11 protein-coding genes are annotated in these 17,556 nt (G+C 64.7%); 2 read left to right on the top strand and 9 right to left on the bottom strand.

Going from position 1 to position 17,556, the window contains the following annotated elements:
* Positions 1-15: 15 nt before the first annotated feature.
* On the bottom strand, positions 16-1,518 hold the full coding sequence (locus MKD51_RS13525; RefSeq protein WP_240241009.1) for an ADP-ribosylglycohydrolase family protein: 1,503 nt from the start codon (positions 1,516-1,518) through the stop codon (positions 16-18).
* Between the two features lie 87 nt (positions 1,519-1,605).
* Here MKD51_RS13525 and MKD51_RS13520 point away from each other — a divergent pair, with 87 nt between their 5' ends.
* Positions 1,606-2,232: an NUDIX domain-containing protein gene (locus tag MKD51_RS13520; protein WP_240241008.1), complete on the top strand. Its 627-nt coding sequence runs from the start codon at positions 1,606-1,608 to the stop codon at positions 2,230-2,232.
* A 145-nt stretch (positions 2,233-2,377) separates the two neighbouring features.
* Here MKD51_RS13520 and MKD51_RS13515 read toward each other — a convergent pair whose 3' ends face one another.
* From MKD51_RS13515 to MKD51_RS13485, 7 genes are all read right to left on the bottom strand, one after another.
* The gene (locus tag MKD51_RS13515; protein ID WP_240241007.1) at positions 2,378-2,842 is read right to left on the bottom strand and encodes a hypothetical protein; all 465 of its coding nucleotides are present in this window, start codon (positions 2,840-2,842) and stop codon (positions 2,378-2,380) included.
* Between the two features lie 183 nt (positions 2,843-3,025).
* The gene (locus MKD51_RS13510; protein WP_346986728.1) at positions 3,026-6,037 is read right to left on the bottom strand and encodes a DEAD/DEAH box helicase family protein; all 3,012 of its coding nucleotides are present in this window, start codon (positions 6,035-6,037) and stop codon (positions 3,026-3,028) included.
* A gap of 107 nt (positions 6,038-6,144) precedes the next feature.
* Entirely contained in the window at positions 6,145-8,133 is a 1,989-nt protein-coding gene (locus MKD51_RS13505) for a site-specific DNA-methyltransferase (protein ID WP_240241005.1), read from the bottom strand.
* A 25-nt stretch (positions 8,134-8,158) separates the two neighbouring features.
* Positions 8,159-8,887 carry a DUF4391 domain-containing protein gene (locus MKD51_RS13500; RefSeq protein ID WP_346986727.1) on the bottom strand — a complete coding sequence of 243 codons (729 nt, stop codon included), beginning with the start codon at positions 8,885-8,887 and terminating at the stop codon, positions 8,159-8,161.
* The gene (locus tag MKD51_RS13495; RefSeq protein WP_240241004.1) at positions 8,884-12,087 is read right to left on the bottom strand and encodes a helicase-related protein; all 3,204 of its coding nucleotides are present in this window, start codon (positions 12,085-12,087) and stop codon (positions 8,884-8,886) included. Before MKD51_RS13495 ends, MKD51_RS13500 begins: the two co-directional genes overlap by 4 nt.
* A gap of 24 nt (positions 12,088-12,111) precedes the next feature.
* Positions 12,112-14,208 (bottom strand): DUF262 and DUF1524 domain-containing protein, encoded by a 2,097-nt coding sequence (locus MKD51_RS13490; protein WP_240241003.1) that lies wholly within the window; start codon positions 14,206-14,208, stop codon positions 12,112-12,114.
* A gap of 180 nt (positions 14,209-14,388) precedes the next feature.
* Positions 14,389-15,294 carry a phospholipid scramblase-related protein gene (locus tag MKD51_RS13485; protein WP_240241002.1) on the bottom strand — a complete coding sequence of 302 codons (906 nt, stop codon included), beginning with the start codon at positions 15,292-15,294 and terminating at the stop codon, positions 14,389-14,391.
* A gap of 413 nt (positions 15,295-15,707) precedes the next feature.
* Between MKD51_RS13485 and MKD51_RS13480 the strand changes: the two genes are divergently transcribed.
* Positions 15,708-16,820, top strand: a complete 1,113-nt coding sequence (locus MKD51_RS13480) for a TM2 domain-containing protein (RefSeq protein WP_240241001.1) — start codon at positions 15,708-15,710, stop codon at positions 16,818-16,820.
* A gap of 67 nt (positions 16,821-16,887) precedes the next feature.
* Here MKD51_RS13480 and MKD51_RS13475 read toward each other — a convergent pair whose 3' ends face one another.
* The gene (locus tag MKD51_RS13475) at positions 16,888-17,487 is read right to left on the bottom strand and encodes a hypothetical protein (protein ID WP_240241000.1); all 600 of its coding nucleotides are present in this window, start codon (positions 17,485-17,487) and stop codon (positions 16,888-16,890) included.
* Positions 17,488-17,556 lie beyond the last annotated feature (69 nt).

The raw sequence follows: 17,556 nt of genomic DNA, 5'->3' as shown, positions 1-17,556 counted from the left end.
TTCGTCTGTCCACTGTTACTCATCGGAGTCCTCCACGTGACCCGCGTGGAGCCGGACGGCCGCCACAGATTCTGAAGACGCAACTGATCCTGCCGCCTCGGCAGCCAGCTTTCGCACCGCGTTAAGCAGGAAAGGCTCCGGCTCGTACCGCACCATCTTCGCCGCCAGCGCCTCGAGCGCGTCCTCGACATCAGCATGCAGGTGCCGCACCGCATACAGCGCAGCCACCGCCGCGGTCCGCGACCGCGACTCGAGGCAGTGCAGCAGCACCTCGCGGCCCTCAGCGCGCATGGTCGCGACGGCGTCCGCCGCATCGATGAGCACGAAGTCGAGGTGGGGGTTCTTGCCTGGCTGGTCGATGAGGCGCACCTCGTCATGGTTCTCTCGCACTACCGGCGCTTGTGCGTTGCCGACGCGGCAGAGCGAGACGACACCGTCGATCGACTCGGGCAGCGAAGCCAGCGCGGCGAGATCGCCCAGCCACACCCCCTCATCGAGCGGGTGTTGCACGAGCGTAGGCCCCAACTTCGAGGGGAAGGTCGGCGCGGTCGGCCAGCCGTTCGCGTCGGGCCCGGCGCCGATCGCAAGGGTCGTGAGCTCGACCAGCGTGCGGCGATCGCCGACCACGCCGTCGCCGGCCCAGCCGTGCAGGTGCCGCTGCAGCGACCATGGCAGTGCCGATGCGCCATAGACGGCGCCCGCGAGCGCGCCCGCGATCGCCGCCACGGTGTCGGTGTCGTTTCCGCAGCGCACCGCAAGCTCGAGCGTCGCCGCGAGCGTGTCCGCGTACGTGATCGCCGACCAAGCCGCTTGGAACGCGCCGACGACCCAGCCGTTGTTCGCGGTCAGCTCCCACGGCATCCGCCCCTCGGCTTCGGATGCGAGGTCGCGCCAGCGCTGCTGCCGCTCGGCGGGCAAGTGCGTGATGCCGCGCTCGAGCTCGAGCTCGCCGGTCTCGATCGCGTGGGCGATCGCGACCGTCCAGATGACGGATGCGTCGCCGGCGTCGTCGTCGTAGTGCGTGAGTTCCGAGATGGCACGTGCCGCACGCACTGCGCGAGCGTGGTCGCCGAGGTACCCGAGCGCGACGGGTCCGGTGCGCATGAGCGAGCCGTTGCCAGCGGTGCGGCCAGTCGACGCATGCAGGCGCTCGGTGGTCAGGCGCGCTCCCTCGGCGTTCTCGGCGTTCCACCGCGGCAGGTGCTGGAGCACGCGGCGGGTCTGCGTGCCGACATCCTTCGCCTCGTAGGTCCAGTCGACCCAAGTCTTGACAATCTGGTCGAGCGTCGCCTCGTTGTCGAGCGAGCGTCCCTCGGCGAGGGCCCGCAGTAAGGGCATCGCCATAGCGGTGTCGTCGGTCCACTCGCCGAGCTCCCACCCGCCGCCGGCCTTGGTGATGATGGGCGTGGGCGGCAGCACGGCCGCCTTGAACTCGTAGGGCGCGCCGAGCGCGTCACCAGCGGCGGAGGCAAGGATCGTGCCGAGTGCGCGATCCTGCTGGGCGGAGTTGAGGGCCATGGTGGCCTCCTTTCGACGAGCGGGTTTGCTCACTCGTGATCTAACTCGATGCCACCGACATTAGCGCGAATCTGCTTGAATGCATGCATGGCCGATCGCAAGGGCAAGCAGCTCACCGACTACCCGCGCCCCTCGGTCGCGGTCGACACCGCGGTGCTCACCGTCGCCCACGGCCAGCTCTGCGTCGGCCTGCTTACCGACGGGCGCTCCCCCAAGCGCCGCCTGCCTGGCACCTTCCTCCATGAGGGAGAGACGCTGGCGGATGCGGTACGTCGCTCCCTGCGCGAGAAGGCGGGTATCGAGGGGGTCGAGCCGGTGCAGCTGCACGTGTTCGATGCGCCGGGGCGCGATACGCGAGGCTGGGTGATCACGGTGGCGAACCTCGCTACGGTGCGAGCGGACGCAGTCGGTTCCCTCCCGCTCATACCCGTCGGTGACGCCGCGGGCCTGGACTTCGATCACGACGACATCGTGAAGCTCGCGGCCATGCGGCTGCGCGCCGACTATTCCGAGCACCCGGACCCCGCGGGCCTCCTCACGCAACCGTTCAAGATCGGACAACTGCGCGAACTTCATGCTGCCGTGGCGGGTGAGCTATCACAGCCGGACACCTTCCGACGACGAATGCTCCCCCGCCTCTCAGCGGTCGGCATCGAGCGCCGCGGAAGTGTCGGCAAGCCCGCTGCACTGTTCCGGAGGATCACCATCGACTAGCGTCGCCCAGGCGTCCCGCCGTTGCATACCCGCAAGGCTGCGTTGGATGAGGCAAATGTCCGCACGGGTCGAGGTTCGTCAGTAACGTGTCCCTAGGCTCGGGCGGATGCGGCTCGAGTCTGGCGACCTCCGCACCCATCCAATATCAGCCGGTGAACCAATCGCGAATCGGCTTCTTCTTCCTGGGATCGTATTGTGCCGCGTCGGCGTCGGTAGCTGCTCTTCGAAGTTGCATAAAAGGACGCTCGCTCTCAGGCAGCATGGTGAGTTCGTTCTCGAACCCGTCGAGGATTGATTGATAAGGTGGCCTAGTCGCGGCTCCATGGATGCCTCGACGCCACTGGTGCCAGGTGACCGTCGTGATCAGTCCGGCCTCACGCTGGTCCGCTTCGTCCTCACACAACTCGAGATATGACCACAGCCTACTGCGCGTCTCTGAATGCGCTTGCGCGGATGCAGGCATCTCCCCCCGCACAAGGGCAATGCGATCTTCGGCACTCAAGGCGTCCATGATCTGCCAATAGCGCTGAACGTAAATGTCTTCGAACTCGTGCTTCCGCGCTCGGTTCGCCTGCCTGACTTGCAAAGCCACTCCGACGATGGCCATCACTGCCAAAGTGACTGTGCACCATTCTGCCCACGTGCCAGGTTCCATTCCGCTTCCTTTATCGTTCGATGAGATTGCGGGCCCCATGTGGGGTTCGACAGCGGCGCGACCTCCGGCAAGCGAGTCTGCGCGGACATAGTTCGCACGTGGCCTCTGGTCACGCGCGGGAAACCGCTCGTCGGCTGGTCAAGCACGCCACCCGTCGCTGGGGACTTGCGCGAACAGGTCCTCGATCGTCACAACCGGAGTCTGGGTGTAGATCAGGTCGACCCTCGCGTCGCTCGCACGGATTGCCGTGAAGTGCTCGCGCGCGGCCATGATCTTCCTCTGCTCCGAGGGCCGCAACGCCGAGAGATCCGTGGTGCCTTTGGTCTCCGCCACAAAGTAGACCGTCTCCGCTTCACCGTCCGCCACGACGGCCGCCCAGTCAGGATTGTAGGAGCCGAGCGGCGTCGGCACGGTGAAGGATGCCGGCAACTTCACGAAGAGCTGCACCGACTCGTGCTGCTGCAACTGCCGGGCGAACTCTCGCTCAACTGCGGAATCGGTGACGACATGCTCGTACACCGACTTCGAGAAGTGCAGGGGCTCGCCGTCAGCGTCAGCGACGATGTTCCCACCCGAGCCGACGTACCCAGACAGTTCGCGCTCCGTGAAGATCTCCTGCGCGTAGGAGCGCTCTGCATCGGGCCGATCGGCCGGAATCCGGGTGTACTTTACGCCCGCGACAAGCAGCTGCTGCATGGCGCCGAGGAGGACCGAGGTCACTTGGTCGATGAACTTCTGAGGATTGCGCTTGAATCCGTCGAGCCGCCCCGAGTTGGCGAGCACTCGCGCGAGCGTTGCCCGGGTGAGCTGCGTGCGATCGGCGAGCAACGACAGGATGTCGGGCAGATCCTCCGCGTCGGCGTAGTTCACCTTCGCGCGAGACGCCTCGCCATCGAAACCGGACACACCGTCATGACCAACTCGCACGATGGTGCTGACCCACGTGGCCTTCCGAGTTGGGACCGGAGGCATCCCGACCACCGCTCCAGTCAACTCTTGCTCAAGTTGCTCCTGCTTAATGTCCAACTCGTAGACGGTGCGGTGCCGAATCCGGCTCCACAGCTCGGCGAACTGCGGCGACTGCAACTGTGACTGCGACGCCTTCACCGAGCGATGAGTGCGTGCTGGCCGAATGTCGATCGGGCGCGCGAGCCTGCGTACGGCGTGCACCACCGCCTGCACCGCCGCTGCCGGCACTGCGGCCGCGATGATCGATCGAAGCCGCTCAGGATCGTTGGCGACCAGTGCGCGCAGTGAGTCCTGCACCACGCCCTTGCTGTCGACATACCCATCCGACTCGAGGGCATCGACCAGCGCTCCAGCGGCATCCGCACCGATCGGCGTCGCGGTCGGCCTTCCATCGACATCGGCCGTGTACTGGATCGTTGAGATGCCAGCTGCGGTGACGATGCCGAACGTGAGACCGAGCTCCTCGGCGAGCTCCTTCTGCAACCCTTCGGCGAATGTCGCGAAGTCCTCGTGCGCGATCACGGTGAGGCGGTTGATCGATCGATCGCGTTCGCGCTCACCCGCGCCGTTGACTGCGAGGCGCAGGCCGCGCCCCACGGACTGCCGCCGCCAGCGCTCCGTGCCGGTATTGCGCAGCACACAGATCTGGAACACGTTTGGATTGTCCCAACCCTCCTGCAGGGCGGAGTGAGTGAACACGAACCTGATCGGCGTTCCGGGCGTCGTAAGGCCCTCCTTGTCGCGCATGATCTGCTCGTATGCAAGACCGGCCGCCTGGCGCCCTTTCTCGGTGGTCTCCGACGTGTCGATGAGCCGGTCGCCGACCTTCTTCGATCGATCGATCGAGAAGTACCCCTGATGTGCCGCCCTCGCTGTCTCCTCCGGTGTGAGCCCTGATCGCAGCACCTGGTACTTCTGCTCTGTGACTAGCTTCGCGTATTGATCTTCGAAGATGCGGGCGTAGTCTCCGGGCTGCTCGACGCCGTCGGAGTCGTAACGCCTGTAGTTAGCGACGTGGTCGATGAAGAACAGGCTGAGGACCTTGACCTTCTCTGCCCCGCGCCCAGCACGCTCGGCAACGGCGAGCTCCTTGTCGAGGTGCCGTCGGATCGTCCGCGCTATCATCTCTCGCGTGCGCTCGATCGGAGCGAGGTCATCGCCGGACACCTCGCCGACGCCGAGTGGCTCCGCGAGAGTGGTGAGCTGGATCCAGCCGTCGTCTCCGAACCGAATGTTCTCCACGTCATAGGCGCGGTAGCGCTCGAGCCCGGTGACATCGGCGAGGTTGTCGCCCACCGTGACGGTCTTGACGGTGCGGGTAGTGCTTCCGCCTGATTCAGTGTCGACGCGCACCTTCGCACTAATCGCTCCGCTCCTGCGGCTCGTGGAGTCAAGCTTGACGTATGCCCGAGTTCCCGAAGCCTCGGTCTCCAGCGCATCGACCTCGATCTGCTTGACGAGCTGGTTGTCATGCGCTGCGATGGAATCGAGCGCGAAGACGAGGTTGGCCTTGTCGCTCTTGGGATGCGTGGCTGAGTACCGCACCGAGGCGATCGCACCGAACTCCTCGAGTGCCGTTCGACCGGCGCCCTTCTTCTTCCCGAACCCGGCATCGCCGTACACCGACTGGGGTTCATCGATGATGAGGAAGGGCCGCGTGGCACGGATGAGGTCGATCGCCTTCTCCCCGCCGAGCGCTTCAGATGGCTTGCGGATGTTGTTGGTCGCCTTGTTGATCGCGGCGACCGTGACGATCATGATCTGGATCGAGTCGGCGACCGCGAACGACCGAACGCGCGAGAGGTTGGTCGAGTCGTACTGGAAGTGCTCGACCGGGGGGTTCCCATACAGGGCAGCGAAGTGATCCCGCAGCTGCCGGATCGAGGTCTCCACGCCTTCCTTGATCGCGACCGACGGCACTACGATGACGAACTTCGTGAACCCGTAGAGCTGGTGCAGTTCGTAGATCGTGCGCAGGTAGACGTAGGTCTTGCCCGTGCCCGTCTCCATCTCGACCGTGAAGTTCATCGACTGCAGCGACGCCTCTGGCAGCAGACCGGTCGCGGCCTGAACAGCGTGCAGGTTCTCGAGGATCGTCTCGTCGTCGAGCTTGCGTCGGTTGCCGATGCCGAGATCAGAGACGTCGCCGACATCGATCTGCCCGGAGCGTCGGGCGAGCACTGTGAACTGGGATGCCAGCGCCTCTTGGCCCGCGAACAGTCCTGTGACCGCGTCGATCGCCTGCCGCTGGTAGTCGAGGTTCTCCTCGAACTTCCACGTCGTGGCCATCAGACGGATCGCAGCGTCGTGATGCCAACCTGGTTGAGCGCGGCCGCAAGGTTGAGCTTGGCGGAGCTGTCGGCGAAACCGGTGTCACGCACCACCACGGAGACGTCGGACTCGGGTGCGTCTTCGTCCCGCCAAGCCTGGATCGCGCGAGCAATCTCCTTCGCGCGTTGCACGGTGATGTCTGTGCCGAAGTGCGCGAAGAGCGTGCCGCCGCCGACGCTGTACAGCGTCGATCCGGCGACCTCACGCTGCTCCACTGGGACCGTGAGCTCCACCCCCAGGCGCAGCATCATCTCGACAAGCAGGTCGTCGGTCGTACGGCCTTCGACGAGGTTGTCTACTGCGTCGAGCAGCGTCTGACCAACATCCCCGTCGACCTCGCCTCCCCAACTCTGAATGTTTGATGCCGCCAGCCGGTACGACCGGAAGCCGAGGTCGATGGGCCCGCTCGCCGATCCTCGCTCGTCCGCGATCTGCCGGCCCGCGCGCCGAAGCCGCTCGCGAGTGACGTCGGCGATGGACTCGTAGTCGTCGCGATCGATGTTCTCGTCGACTTGAACGAGGACGTAGCGTCGCCGACCACCATCCGATGCATTCAACTCCAGGACGGCGTGACCAGTCGACCCCGAGCCGGCGAAGAAGTCAAGCACGAGCGCGTCAGGTTTTTCCCCCGAGACGAGCCCGATCCACCGGGTAAGGACGTCGACGTCCTTGGGGAAAGTGAATGGAGAATCTCCGCCGAACAACTGCTTCATTCGGCGTCCTGCGTGTGTACGCTGGCGTTCAAACACGGACATGACGACCTGTCCAGTGACGGCTTCCAGTCGCTTCTTCAGTCGAATCGGCCTTGTGTGATCGTCGCGGAAGATGATCTCACCCGCGTCGATCGCCTGCTGCATTCGCTCGGGAGCCGCATAGAGCCACCCGCGTTCCGGAATGGGGACAGGTAGACCCGTGTCCGGATGGAGCACATCGTACTTGGGACCTTTCCCTCCCGGCCAAGTAAGGTCTGTATCGCCGGCGAGTGCACCATCGGGAAGAAAGTAGGTGTAGCGAGACATTGCCTGCACCGGGTCATCCGCTCGCTTCGACTTGAACCATGCTCGCATTGCGCTTGTGGCCGCACGCTCATCTGGCCCGAACTGCTCCCACACTCGGCGGCCCTGCGCGATGACGTCGTCGACGCCCTCCTTCTCCTCCCGCCAGCGCACACCCTGCGCTGCCAGCGTCTGCTCGTTCTTGGCGTAGATAAGCATGTAGTCATGTCCGACGGAGATGTAGCGGGAGTCGTTCTTGCGTCCGCCCTGCCACACGACCGTTGCGATGAAGTTCTCAGCCCCGAAGACCTGGTCGAGCAGGAGCTTCAGGTTCGCCTGCTCGTTGTCGTCGATCGCTGCGATGAGGACACCGTCGTCGGCAAGCATGTCGCGCGCAGCCCAGAGCCGCGGATGCATCATGCTCAACCAGCTCGAGTGCTTGCGGCCCGATGTCTCGGAGACCTGCACGAGCCTTCCGACCTCGTCGCGGTCGCCGGATGCAGTTTCGAACTCGCTTGCCGACTGCTCGCGCTTGTCGTCGTACACAAGATCGCCCGCGGTGTTGTAAGGCGGATCGATGTAGATGACGTCAACCTTGCCTGCATACGCCCGACGCAACAGACGCAGCACAGCGAGGTTGTCACCTTCGACCACCAAGTTCTGCGTGCCGTCCCAATCGACGGATTCGTCTGGGCGCGGAAGCAGCGTGCCATCGGGCGGCAGGAGCGCCAGGCGCCGCGATTCTGCCTTGCCAGGCCAGCTCAGCCCGAACTTCTCCTGGCCGGCCACGACCTCGTGGCCCGCGAGCGCCTGCAGGACCTCGAAGTCGATGCCGGTCTCGTCCACGGCATCGGGGAAGGCGCGCGTGACGAGATCCGTCAGGAGGTCGGCGTTCGACGCCGCCTCACCAGGGCCACTCAGGGACTCGACGGGAACGAACCGATCGGACATTGTTCTCCTCAGAGGGGATTCAGGGCTACTCAGGAGCGTAGAGGGCGGCGCCGACATCCGAGCATTTGGCGCGGATCCTCTTTGCCTCTCTATTGAGGTCGATACGTTCCTGCATCTGCTTCGTGCGCTGCAGGCGACGCTGCACCGCGATGAGCTCGGCCGCCAGGCGATGCAGCTCAAGTCGAGAGCGAAGCGCCTCGCCGGCGGTGAGCGCACCGTTGGGCTTCGCATCTCCGGCGGCGAGCCGCCGAGCGACATCCGAGTACCAACTCCAAAGGTCTGTGCGATCCAGCGGCGCGAAGCAGCGCGCAGAAGTGCCGGCGGACGCAGCGTCGACGGTGAGCACGACTTCAATCACCGAGCGGGCGGCGTCAACTTGGCTTGCCCGCGTCACGGCAACGCTCAGTTCAGCGAGACCGCTCGCTGCGGTCGTGAGCAGCACGAGCGGTCGCGGCATCGCCCGCATGAGCAGATCACATAGTCTCGCTCGGTCCTGCGCTGTGGCGGTGTCGGCGACCGCGAGATGCAGCACAGCGACATCCAGCACGGTGCGCTCCGAGGAGCGGCTCGCAGACATGCTCGTCGTCTGCGGCGACAGGACAGCGACGACCTGCGCGGACGAGACCTTCGCGGCGATCAGGCGCGAGTCGGCAGTCGTCTCCACGATCAACTCCTGGAGCATCTTCTTCGTCAGTCGCTCGCCGACGACGGCACTCTCCGGAATACCGAGGAGTTCAACGACATCGAACGTCACGGCACGAGCGCCATCCACGCGACGAGGTCGACGACGTCGAGGCCAGGGGCGTCGTCGCCTGCGCCCAATTGCGTCGCGCCGGCGGAGAACAGGGAGGCCACCCGGTTCTCGGAGCCGCGGCGGGATGCGGCCGCGACGGCGGCGGCGAGCAAGCGCCGGTAGTGGCGCATGTCTCGACCATCCTGCGTCGACCGCGCGAACTCGCGCACCGCCTCGACATCAATGGCGGTTCCTTCGGTGCCGTGCAGCCGCAGCACATCCAGTGCCAACTTCGGGTCTTCAACCGGATGGGCGAGGGATCCGTCGTCGGTGACGTATAGCAGGAGGTGCGGAGCAAGTGGGTACGAAGGGGTGAGCGGGATCTGTCCATCCCGGACTCGCAGCAGGAACACGGCACCGGGCGCCAACCCATCCGTGGCCAGACTCTGCTGGAAGCGCGCGACGGCGAACAGAGCGAGCGGCCACGACTGGACCGTTTCGAGATCAGCGTGATCGTGTGATGCAATATCCATGCGGAAGTCGGAGAGCGTGAGGTCGGTGATCGAGAGGCCGCCAGCCAGGTCTTCCATCGAGGGCGCGGTCGTCTGCATCTGCTCGAGCTGCATGCGGCGATAGTCGAGGTCGTTCATGGCCTTCTGCTCGTTCTGGGTGAGCAGATTCTCCTCACCGGTCGCGGAGACATCGAGCAGTGCCATTCGTCCCGAGACGCGCTTCTCGAGGTTGATATACGTCTCGAGATCGATGTCGGGCCAAAAGTTGACAAGTTGCACGCTGGTGCTGCGGGTGCCGATGCGGTCCACTCGTCCGAACCGCTGGACGATGCGCACGGGGTTCCAGTGGATGTCGTAGTTGACCACGGTGTCGCAGTCCTGCAGGTTCTGCCCCTCCGAGATCGCATCCGTGCCGATCAGAAGGTCGATCGATTCGCCGTGCTCGTCGCCACCCTTCGACAATGGCGAGAAACGCTGCAGCACCGAGTGCATATCGGTACGCGCCAAGGGCAGCGTCGACCTCGTGGACGATCCGGTGATCAGGCCGACGTGGATTCCGAGCTCGTCACGCGCCCACTCGCGCAGTTGCGCATAGAGGTACTCGGCAGTGTCGGAGAACGCGGTGAAGATCAACACTTTGCGGTTGCCGTCGTTGAACGGCGCCGTGACTTTCTCGCGCACGTAGCCCCTGAGCCGCTGGAGTTTCAGGTCGCGTGACGGCGTGATTTGCGCGAACTCCTCCTGCAGCAACTGCAGCGTTTCCAGGTCGTCGTGGAGGTCTTGCCTCCAGCGACGCCGATCGATGTCCGACAGCAGGATCTTCACGCGAGTGCCGATCACCGCGTCCTCGAACATCGGATCTTCGAAGTCGAGGTCGCTCCAGTCCTCTCCTTCGATCTCGCTCAAAGAGAGTGATCGTCCGGGGTCGCGCTCGAAAGCCTCGATCGCGTCGAGCACGGCCCGGACCGTGCTCAGCAGCTTGCGCAGCGTCATAGTGATCGAGTGCGTTGACGACTCGAGGCGCTTCAGCAGGTTGACCCGCATGAGGTGCACGATGTTGTTTTCGCGGTCGGTCTGGGCGAAGTACTTGCTCCCCGTTCCCCACTTGTAGTCGTAGAGCTGCTCGTACCTACCGAGCATCCCCGAGAAGACGTAGCTCATGGGCTTGTACGCCGCCAAGTTCATCCCGAGGATATGCCGGTTGACCTCTGCCAACGGCATCAGCGCGTCGTCCGCATCGACCGCGGACTTGATGTTGATGGGCGGGCGACGAACAGGGAAGCTCCCCACATCGCGGGAGCTGTAGTACTTCTCGATGTGCTTGCGTGATCGCGCGATCGTCATCAGGTCGAGCAGGCGCACGTAGTCGAAGCCGAGATGACTCACCAGTGATTTCGCGCTGCGTTGCGACTCGGGTGCCTCCTGCCAGGCGCGGAACCTCATCTGCGCCTGACGCAACGTGGACTCGATCGAGGCGATCCCTTCACCGGAGAGCGCCCGGTCATCGCCTTCAGTGGCGAACAGCACCTGATTCTTCAGGTCGGCGAGCCGTGTGTTAACCGGCGTCGCCGAGAGCATCAGCACCTTCGTCTTCACACCCGATCTGAGCACTTCATCCATCAGTCGCTGATATCGCGTGACCCGGCTCTTGGACGGTGAAGTGTTGCGGAAGTTGTGGGACTCGTCAATCACAACCAGGTCGTAGTTGCCCCAATTGAGGTGCGCCAGATCGATGTCGCCGGAGATCCCGGATGACCGTGTGAGGTCGGTGTGGTTGAGCACGTCGTAACGGAGGCGGTCACCGGCAAGCGGGTTGCGCCCATCGTTGGCTCGGTACAGCGTCCAGTTCTCGCGGAGCCGCTTCGGCGCGAGCACGAGCACGCGGTCGTTGCGCAGCTCGTAGAACTTGATGACCGCGAGCGCCTCAAAAGTCTTCCCGAGGCCAACACTGTCGGCGAGGATGCAGCCGTTGTGGCGCTCGAGCTTCTCAATGACGCCGAGCACGCCGTCGCGCTGGAATGAGTAGAGCTTCTTCCATACCTCCGAATCGAAGAAGCCCATTTGCTGTTGAGCCCCGAAGGCATCCGTCCCCGCGTCGACGAAGTCCTCGAACAGAGCTGTGAGGATGCGGAGGTAGGCGGACTCGGGTGTGTTGTCCTGGCTCAGCACGCGCAGTGCTGCCCGGAACTCCTCGTCAACCAGACGTGTCGCATCCGTGCTGTGCCAGATCTTGTCCATGATCGCCTCAGCACGCGCGACACGCTCGGTCGACCGTTCGACGGACGTGAACAGCATGGCGTCGTGGCTGGCGACCAGCCCGAGAGCCTCAGACTCGAATCCTGCGCCTTCCACGACGACCGAAGCCGAACCGCGCATGCTGAGCCACGTTTCGCGAATGGTGCGCGTGACCTCCTTCGCACTCAGGTGATCGGTCGACCATGTAGTGCACTCGCGAGCGATGCGGTGCTGGTCGAGGCGCGCGCGCTGGAGGTTCTCGGAGTGCCCGCCATTCAGGTGGGCATGCTGCCAGTCGCGCCACAACAGCAAGCGCACAGTCGAGTGCTCGAGCTGGTCCTTCAGCGCGTCCCAGGCGAATAGCGAGAAGCTCTGCGAAAGTGCGTCGACGTGCGTCGAGTCAGCGAACGCGCCACGAACCGCGTCACGGACCTCTCGGCCGTTTGCCGCGAAGTATGACTCGGAGTCACCCATCGGAATACCCAGTCTGGTCAGAGTTCAATCGCCACCCATCTGATATTCGAAAGCCTGTCGGACCACGCTCATGACGTAGTCGAACTCAATGTCGGCATCAAATGCAATTTGCGTTTCCCCTACGCCCCAGTGGCCAATCGCGCTCACGTCACGCGCGACCCCTCGCTCATCTCGGAGTTCGGATGTCGGGAGGTTGAGCACGAGCAGCAGGCGCGCCGCCTGCGGGATGACCTCGAGGAACGTCTCCTCAGAGCGGAACACGATACGCACTTTAAGGAAGTCGATCGAGATCGAAGGATCGAGCGCCAGCACTTGCTCAGCAAGACGGTCGAACTGCGCCCGTCGCTCGGGACGCAGCAGGTTTGGGTGATCCTCGATCGCGTAACCCGTGCTCGAACGGCTCTCCTCGTAGTGCTCAAGCACAGCCGGATCCAGCTCGGGACGGCGCCAGATTTCGCGCGCCCGGCCGGCCAACCTCGCCGCTCTCTCCTCGATAGCCTCAGCGTCCCATACCTCGAGCTGGCCGATGCCCTGGTTGAGGCGTAGCGGGCTCTGCCGAAACCCTCCCTGCATGTCCCGCTTCTCAACGAACGGCCGATCCGAGTACTCGGAGTTGTAGCCAGTCAGCGTCAGGTTCCCGAGTGTGTGCAAGTACTTCTCCTGCACAGCTCTCCAGTCTTGGCCGAGCGCCTCGCACCACTCCGGCCTCAGGGACTCGTTCTGCGGAAGGATGTGCTCGATCGTGTACTCCTCGGTCGGTACCGGCTCTTTCCTTCCCTGATTCTCTAGTTTACGCAGCAGGTAGGATCGACGCTTGAAATGATAGGCGTCGAAGGTCACGAGCTTCTCCTGAAACTCCGCATCGGTCGGAAAAGCCCGGTAGCCCTGCATGCGAAGGAAGTGCGCCTTGACGCTCTCGAGGTAGCGATCCTTGCGTAGCGAACGACCGAACATCTGGAACGTTCTGTTGAGCGAATTCGTTGCATGTCCGACGACGGCTCGGCGGAAAACATAGGACGTGACCATGTCTACAATCACGACGAACTCGTCGCGGGCGACAGCGCCAAGGTCGTAGTCGGTGTACACCTCGAGGAGGAATGGATAGACGACATCGGCGCGGATCTGGGCCAGGTCGTCGAAGGCACGCTTGAGCGCAGGATCGACCTCCTTGCTCAGCACGAAGGCGGCGTATCGCCGTGAGTGTTCGCGGAGATCGACCACCAGGGGCTCGATCGAGTCGTCATGGGTGCGGCGCTTGGCCGCGTGGTCTTTGAAAGCCTCGTAGAGGTCATCCTGCCTCGGAATGGTGCCCGTCACGAGGGTGAGGTAGTCGCGAATGAACTGATCGAAGCGCCACTCTGCCGCGGCGAAGTCGAGTTCCATCGGCCGCCAAAGTCCTCGCCACAGCCGCTCCTGCTCGGCCATCGGTAGGTCCATCAGCACGAAATTCCTGATGAGGTCGGCCTGCGACAGCTTCTTGCCGGTTGAATTCATAGCTTCGAAGACGAGTTGGGGGTGGTCGGTGCCGAGTTCCAGGCTGACGTCGACGACCTGCAACTTCGCGAGGCCACGGCAAACGACGGCAAGGTCGGTCTTCGGATCGCTGACCTTCGAGCGTATGCGGTCGTAGTTCTCCAGCACCCGGCTCGTGATGCCCGAAGGACGCTCCCTGCCATCAACGATTGACTTGAGAGCCTCCCGATCGCCCGCGGAGAGCAGCAACTTGTAGCGGCGTTCGTCGTTCTTGAATCGGTTCCGAAGGTAGGAGTCTCGAATCTCGGCGGGGGAGAAACCCTCGACGGGCTCCTGCTGACTCTCCGGTGCCAGTTCGAGGTGGTCGGCGAGCGCTGCGAGGATCAGCGTCAGCGTCGTGACGCGCTGCTGGCCGTCGATGATGAGGTTGGGGGCCTGGTTGGTCTTGGTCCCGGCGGACTTCTCGACGTAGACGACCGAACCCGTGAAGTGTGCCCCGAGTTCACTGTTCTGCCCAGCGCGAATGATGTCGCGCCACAGTTGATCGCATTCGGCGTCGCCCCATGCGTACGCGCGTTGAAAGATTGGAACCTCGAACTGGCTGATCACTTTGAGCAGATCAAGCAGGTTGGCATCGTCGGCCTTCATGATCACGACGATAGTGCGACCCCCTGACTCGTATTAGCGCCGCACCGACCAGAAGTGAAGGAAGATCAGCTGAGTCGCGATGAGGCTCCTCCCCTACAGCTTTGGACCGGCAGTGTGCCCCCTCGACAGCCGGCCGACATCGGGCGGTTCATAGCCGTGGGCGACGAGGCGGAGCACGCATTAAGTGCTGAAAGTGCGTCGGCGGGACCGCTGTTCGCCGCTGCCTTGCTTCAGCACCGTGTCGACGACGAGTGCCGCGGACACCACGAGTGAGAGGAGTGGGTCTTCGAGCTGCCGGTGCATCTCGAGGACGTAGTTGTCAGCCTTGGTGAAGTTCTCTTTGCCGAGTCCCGCCCAGGTTTTTGTGATCCGGCCCATCTCGTTGCCGCTGGGATCCTGAACACTGAAGTCCCAGGCGCGCCAACTCTCAGCGTTGATCGTGCCGAGCGTTTCGCCGTCTGCCTCCATCCTGAAACGTATGTTGAACCGGCCGCCCAGCACCGGGGCCATGACGCCGAAGTTCTCTTGCACAATCTGCCCGACGGGCGTGCCGCCCTCGCGCATGACGACAACTTTCGACTTCAACACCGCCGCCGGTCGGGTCAGCGTCAGGACTGGGCGGCCTTCACCATCGACGATCTGGAAGCGCTTGGTGGAATTCTCCCGGCTCATCACCACGCGCGACATGCTGTGTCCGTATTCGCGCACACCGCCCACCTTGTGCCCGTGCTGGTTGAAGACCGTGTATTCAGCCTTCCTCTCGAAGAACTTCGCCTTCTGATTCACGACCAAGATTTGCTCGGTGAACAGCGTCCCGCCCCCGACGCGTGCCTGGTCACCGACACCGAGTTTCTGCAGTTGGCGCTGCACCTTCTTGCTCGCTGCTGGAGTCGACGAAGGCATCTGCAAAGGCGCGACGAGTGCTGACTGGGTCTGCACGGGGAACGGCGGAGCGACGACCGGCGCATCAGTCATCTGGCGGCCCTGCGAGCCGACATGCTCCGTCCATTGCGCGCCGTCCCAGTAACGATGCTCGTGCCGACCGAAAGGGTCGGCGTACCAACCGGCTGGCACATGCTCACTCATGTTCCGGATGCTACAGCGGAGCGAGCGCCGGTCCGTCGAGAGCATGAGCACGACGGGCCGCAACTAACTTGCGCTCGCACGATGCTTAGTGAGCAGCAACTGGAGGCGCTGGTGCCGCTTGGGACTGCACGGGGCAACTGCTGGAACTTGGCCAGGCCCGGGCGCCGTCGCCCCCGATCTCGACGGCGAGTTCGTGCAGAAGCTCGATGAGCTCGGTGCGGGGAGGCCCTCCAGCCACGATTCGATCGACTCTGGCATGCGTAAAGCCTGCCTAGGGCTGGCGGCACTGCTCACGCCATGTCAGTGCCCCTCCATACCTTCATGACAAGTCGAGGCGCCCTCAGCTCCTCGATCCCATCCCTCTCCCTCCGACTCCCCAGGCCGGTGGGTTCACACTCCAGAAGGAGACATCCATGTCCAACATCCCTCCGCAGGGCTACGGCGCAGCGCCGCAGGCCCACGCACCCCAGTACGCACCGCAGGGCTATGCGCCTGCGCCTGGCACCGCATCCGCCCCGCCCCTCAGCGCGCCGCAGGCGCCGCTGAAGAGTTTCATCGCGACCTGGCTGTTCGCGATGCTGCTCGGACTGCTCGGTGTCGACCGCTTCTACCTCGGCAAAATCGGCACGGGCATCCTCAAGCTCGTGACCCTCGGCGGCCTGGGCATCTGGTGGCTCGTCGACCTGATCATCACCCTCACGGGCAACCAGACCGACAAGCAGCGGCGCCCGCTCGCCGGGTATGACCAGCACAAGAAGGTCGCGTGGATCGTCAGCGGCGTGTGGGTGCTGCTCGGCATCATCCTCGGCGCGGTCAATGGCGCGTCGGCGGGGAGCCGCGTGCCGGTGGCCGTGCCCGCCGTGACCGAGCCCGCCGCTGCGGCAGAGGCGCCGGCCGAAGCGCCGGTCATCGAGGAGCCGGAGGAAGTTGCAGAGAAGCCGGTCGCCGAGCCCGTCGTGGACGAGCCTGCCGACGACGCCGCCTCGTGGGCGGCCGGGAGCTTCGGCAGCTTCGACCCCGTCACGCAGCAGGGTTCGGGAGACTCGGTCATCGAGCTGCCCGCAGGCGTTGGCTTCGTGACCGCGACGCACACTGGCTCGGCGAACTTCATCGTGCAGGTGCTCGATGGCAGCAACCAGTCGACTGGCGACCTGCTCGTCAACACCATCGGCAACTACAGCGGCCAGGCCGCCTACGGTCTGAACGCCTTCGGTGAGGGCGCACGCCTGCAGGTGACCGCCGACGGTGCGTGGGAGCTGACCGTCGCGCCGATCGCGAACGCGCCGGAGCTTGCGCCCAGCGGCAGCGGCGACGGCGTCTTCCTCTACGGCGGCGATGCCGGTGCGGCTGCGATCACGCACGACGGCCAGGCGAACTTCATCGTGCAGCAGCACAGCGAAGACCTGTTCACGATGCCGTTGCTCGTCAACGACATCGGACCATACTCGGGCACGGTGCCCCTCAACGGCGGACCGTCGGTCATCACCGTGATGGCTGATGGCGGCTGGACGATCGCCGTGCAGTAGCTCGCCGCACGGATGGGCGGCCGCCAGGGACTGCGTCCTCGGCGGCCGCTGCGTTCGCGCAGGGAGGTTACCCCTCAGTCGGCTCCGGCAGGGGCGCGCCGCAGTCCCGACATTGCGCCGCCACGGGCACGAGCATGAAGCACTCGGTGCAGAGCACCTCCCGGATCGCCGGTGGCGGCGTCGCTCGGGGCGTAGCGCGGGGACCGCGGGGCGCGCTCGAGCGACTGCGCTTCGCAGGCGCGAGCGCGCGGGGCGTCAGCTGCGGTGCGCCGCCGTCCGCCGGCAGCGTCGCGCCGAAGAATCGGTAGCACTCGAAGCGGTCCTCCGCGGCGCCCTGCTCGCGCGCGCGCTCGCCGCCGCCCGCCGGTGCCCACGGGTAGTCGGCGCCGATGGCCAGATCAGCCCCGACGCAGAGCGACGTGAGGTGCGGCTCTCCCCGCGACTCGGCATCGTTCGAGACGCGGTCGAGCACGCGACCGATCCACTCGGGCGCGGGGTGCCGGGTGGAAATGCCAGTCGCCGCCTGGATGCGCTCGCTCAGCTGCTCGTGCGTCAGCCAGGCGCCGTAGTCACGCGCGACCTCGAGCAGCGCATCCCTCGCCGCCGGCCACCACACCCTCAGGGCGTCGGACTGCGTGACGAAGCTGCCGTCTGCGCGATCGGGCATCGGGTGTCCTCCTCTGGTCGCTCAGGTGTCAACGCTATTGCCTGGCACCAGCGAGCGAGCGAGCACCGG

It is taken from the genome of Agrococcus sp. ARC_14, from assembly GCF_022436485.1.
GTDB lineage: Bacteria > Actinomycetota > Actinomycetes > Actinomycetales > Microbacteriaceae > Agrococcus.
Note: the sequence above shows the minus strand (reverse complement) of the source record. Positions and strands in the feature narration are given on the sequence as shown.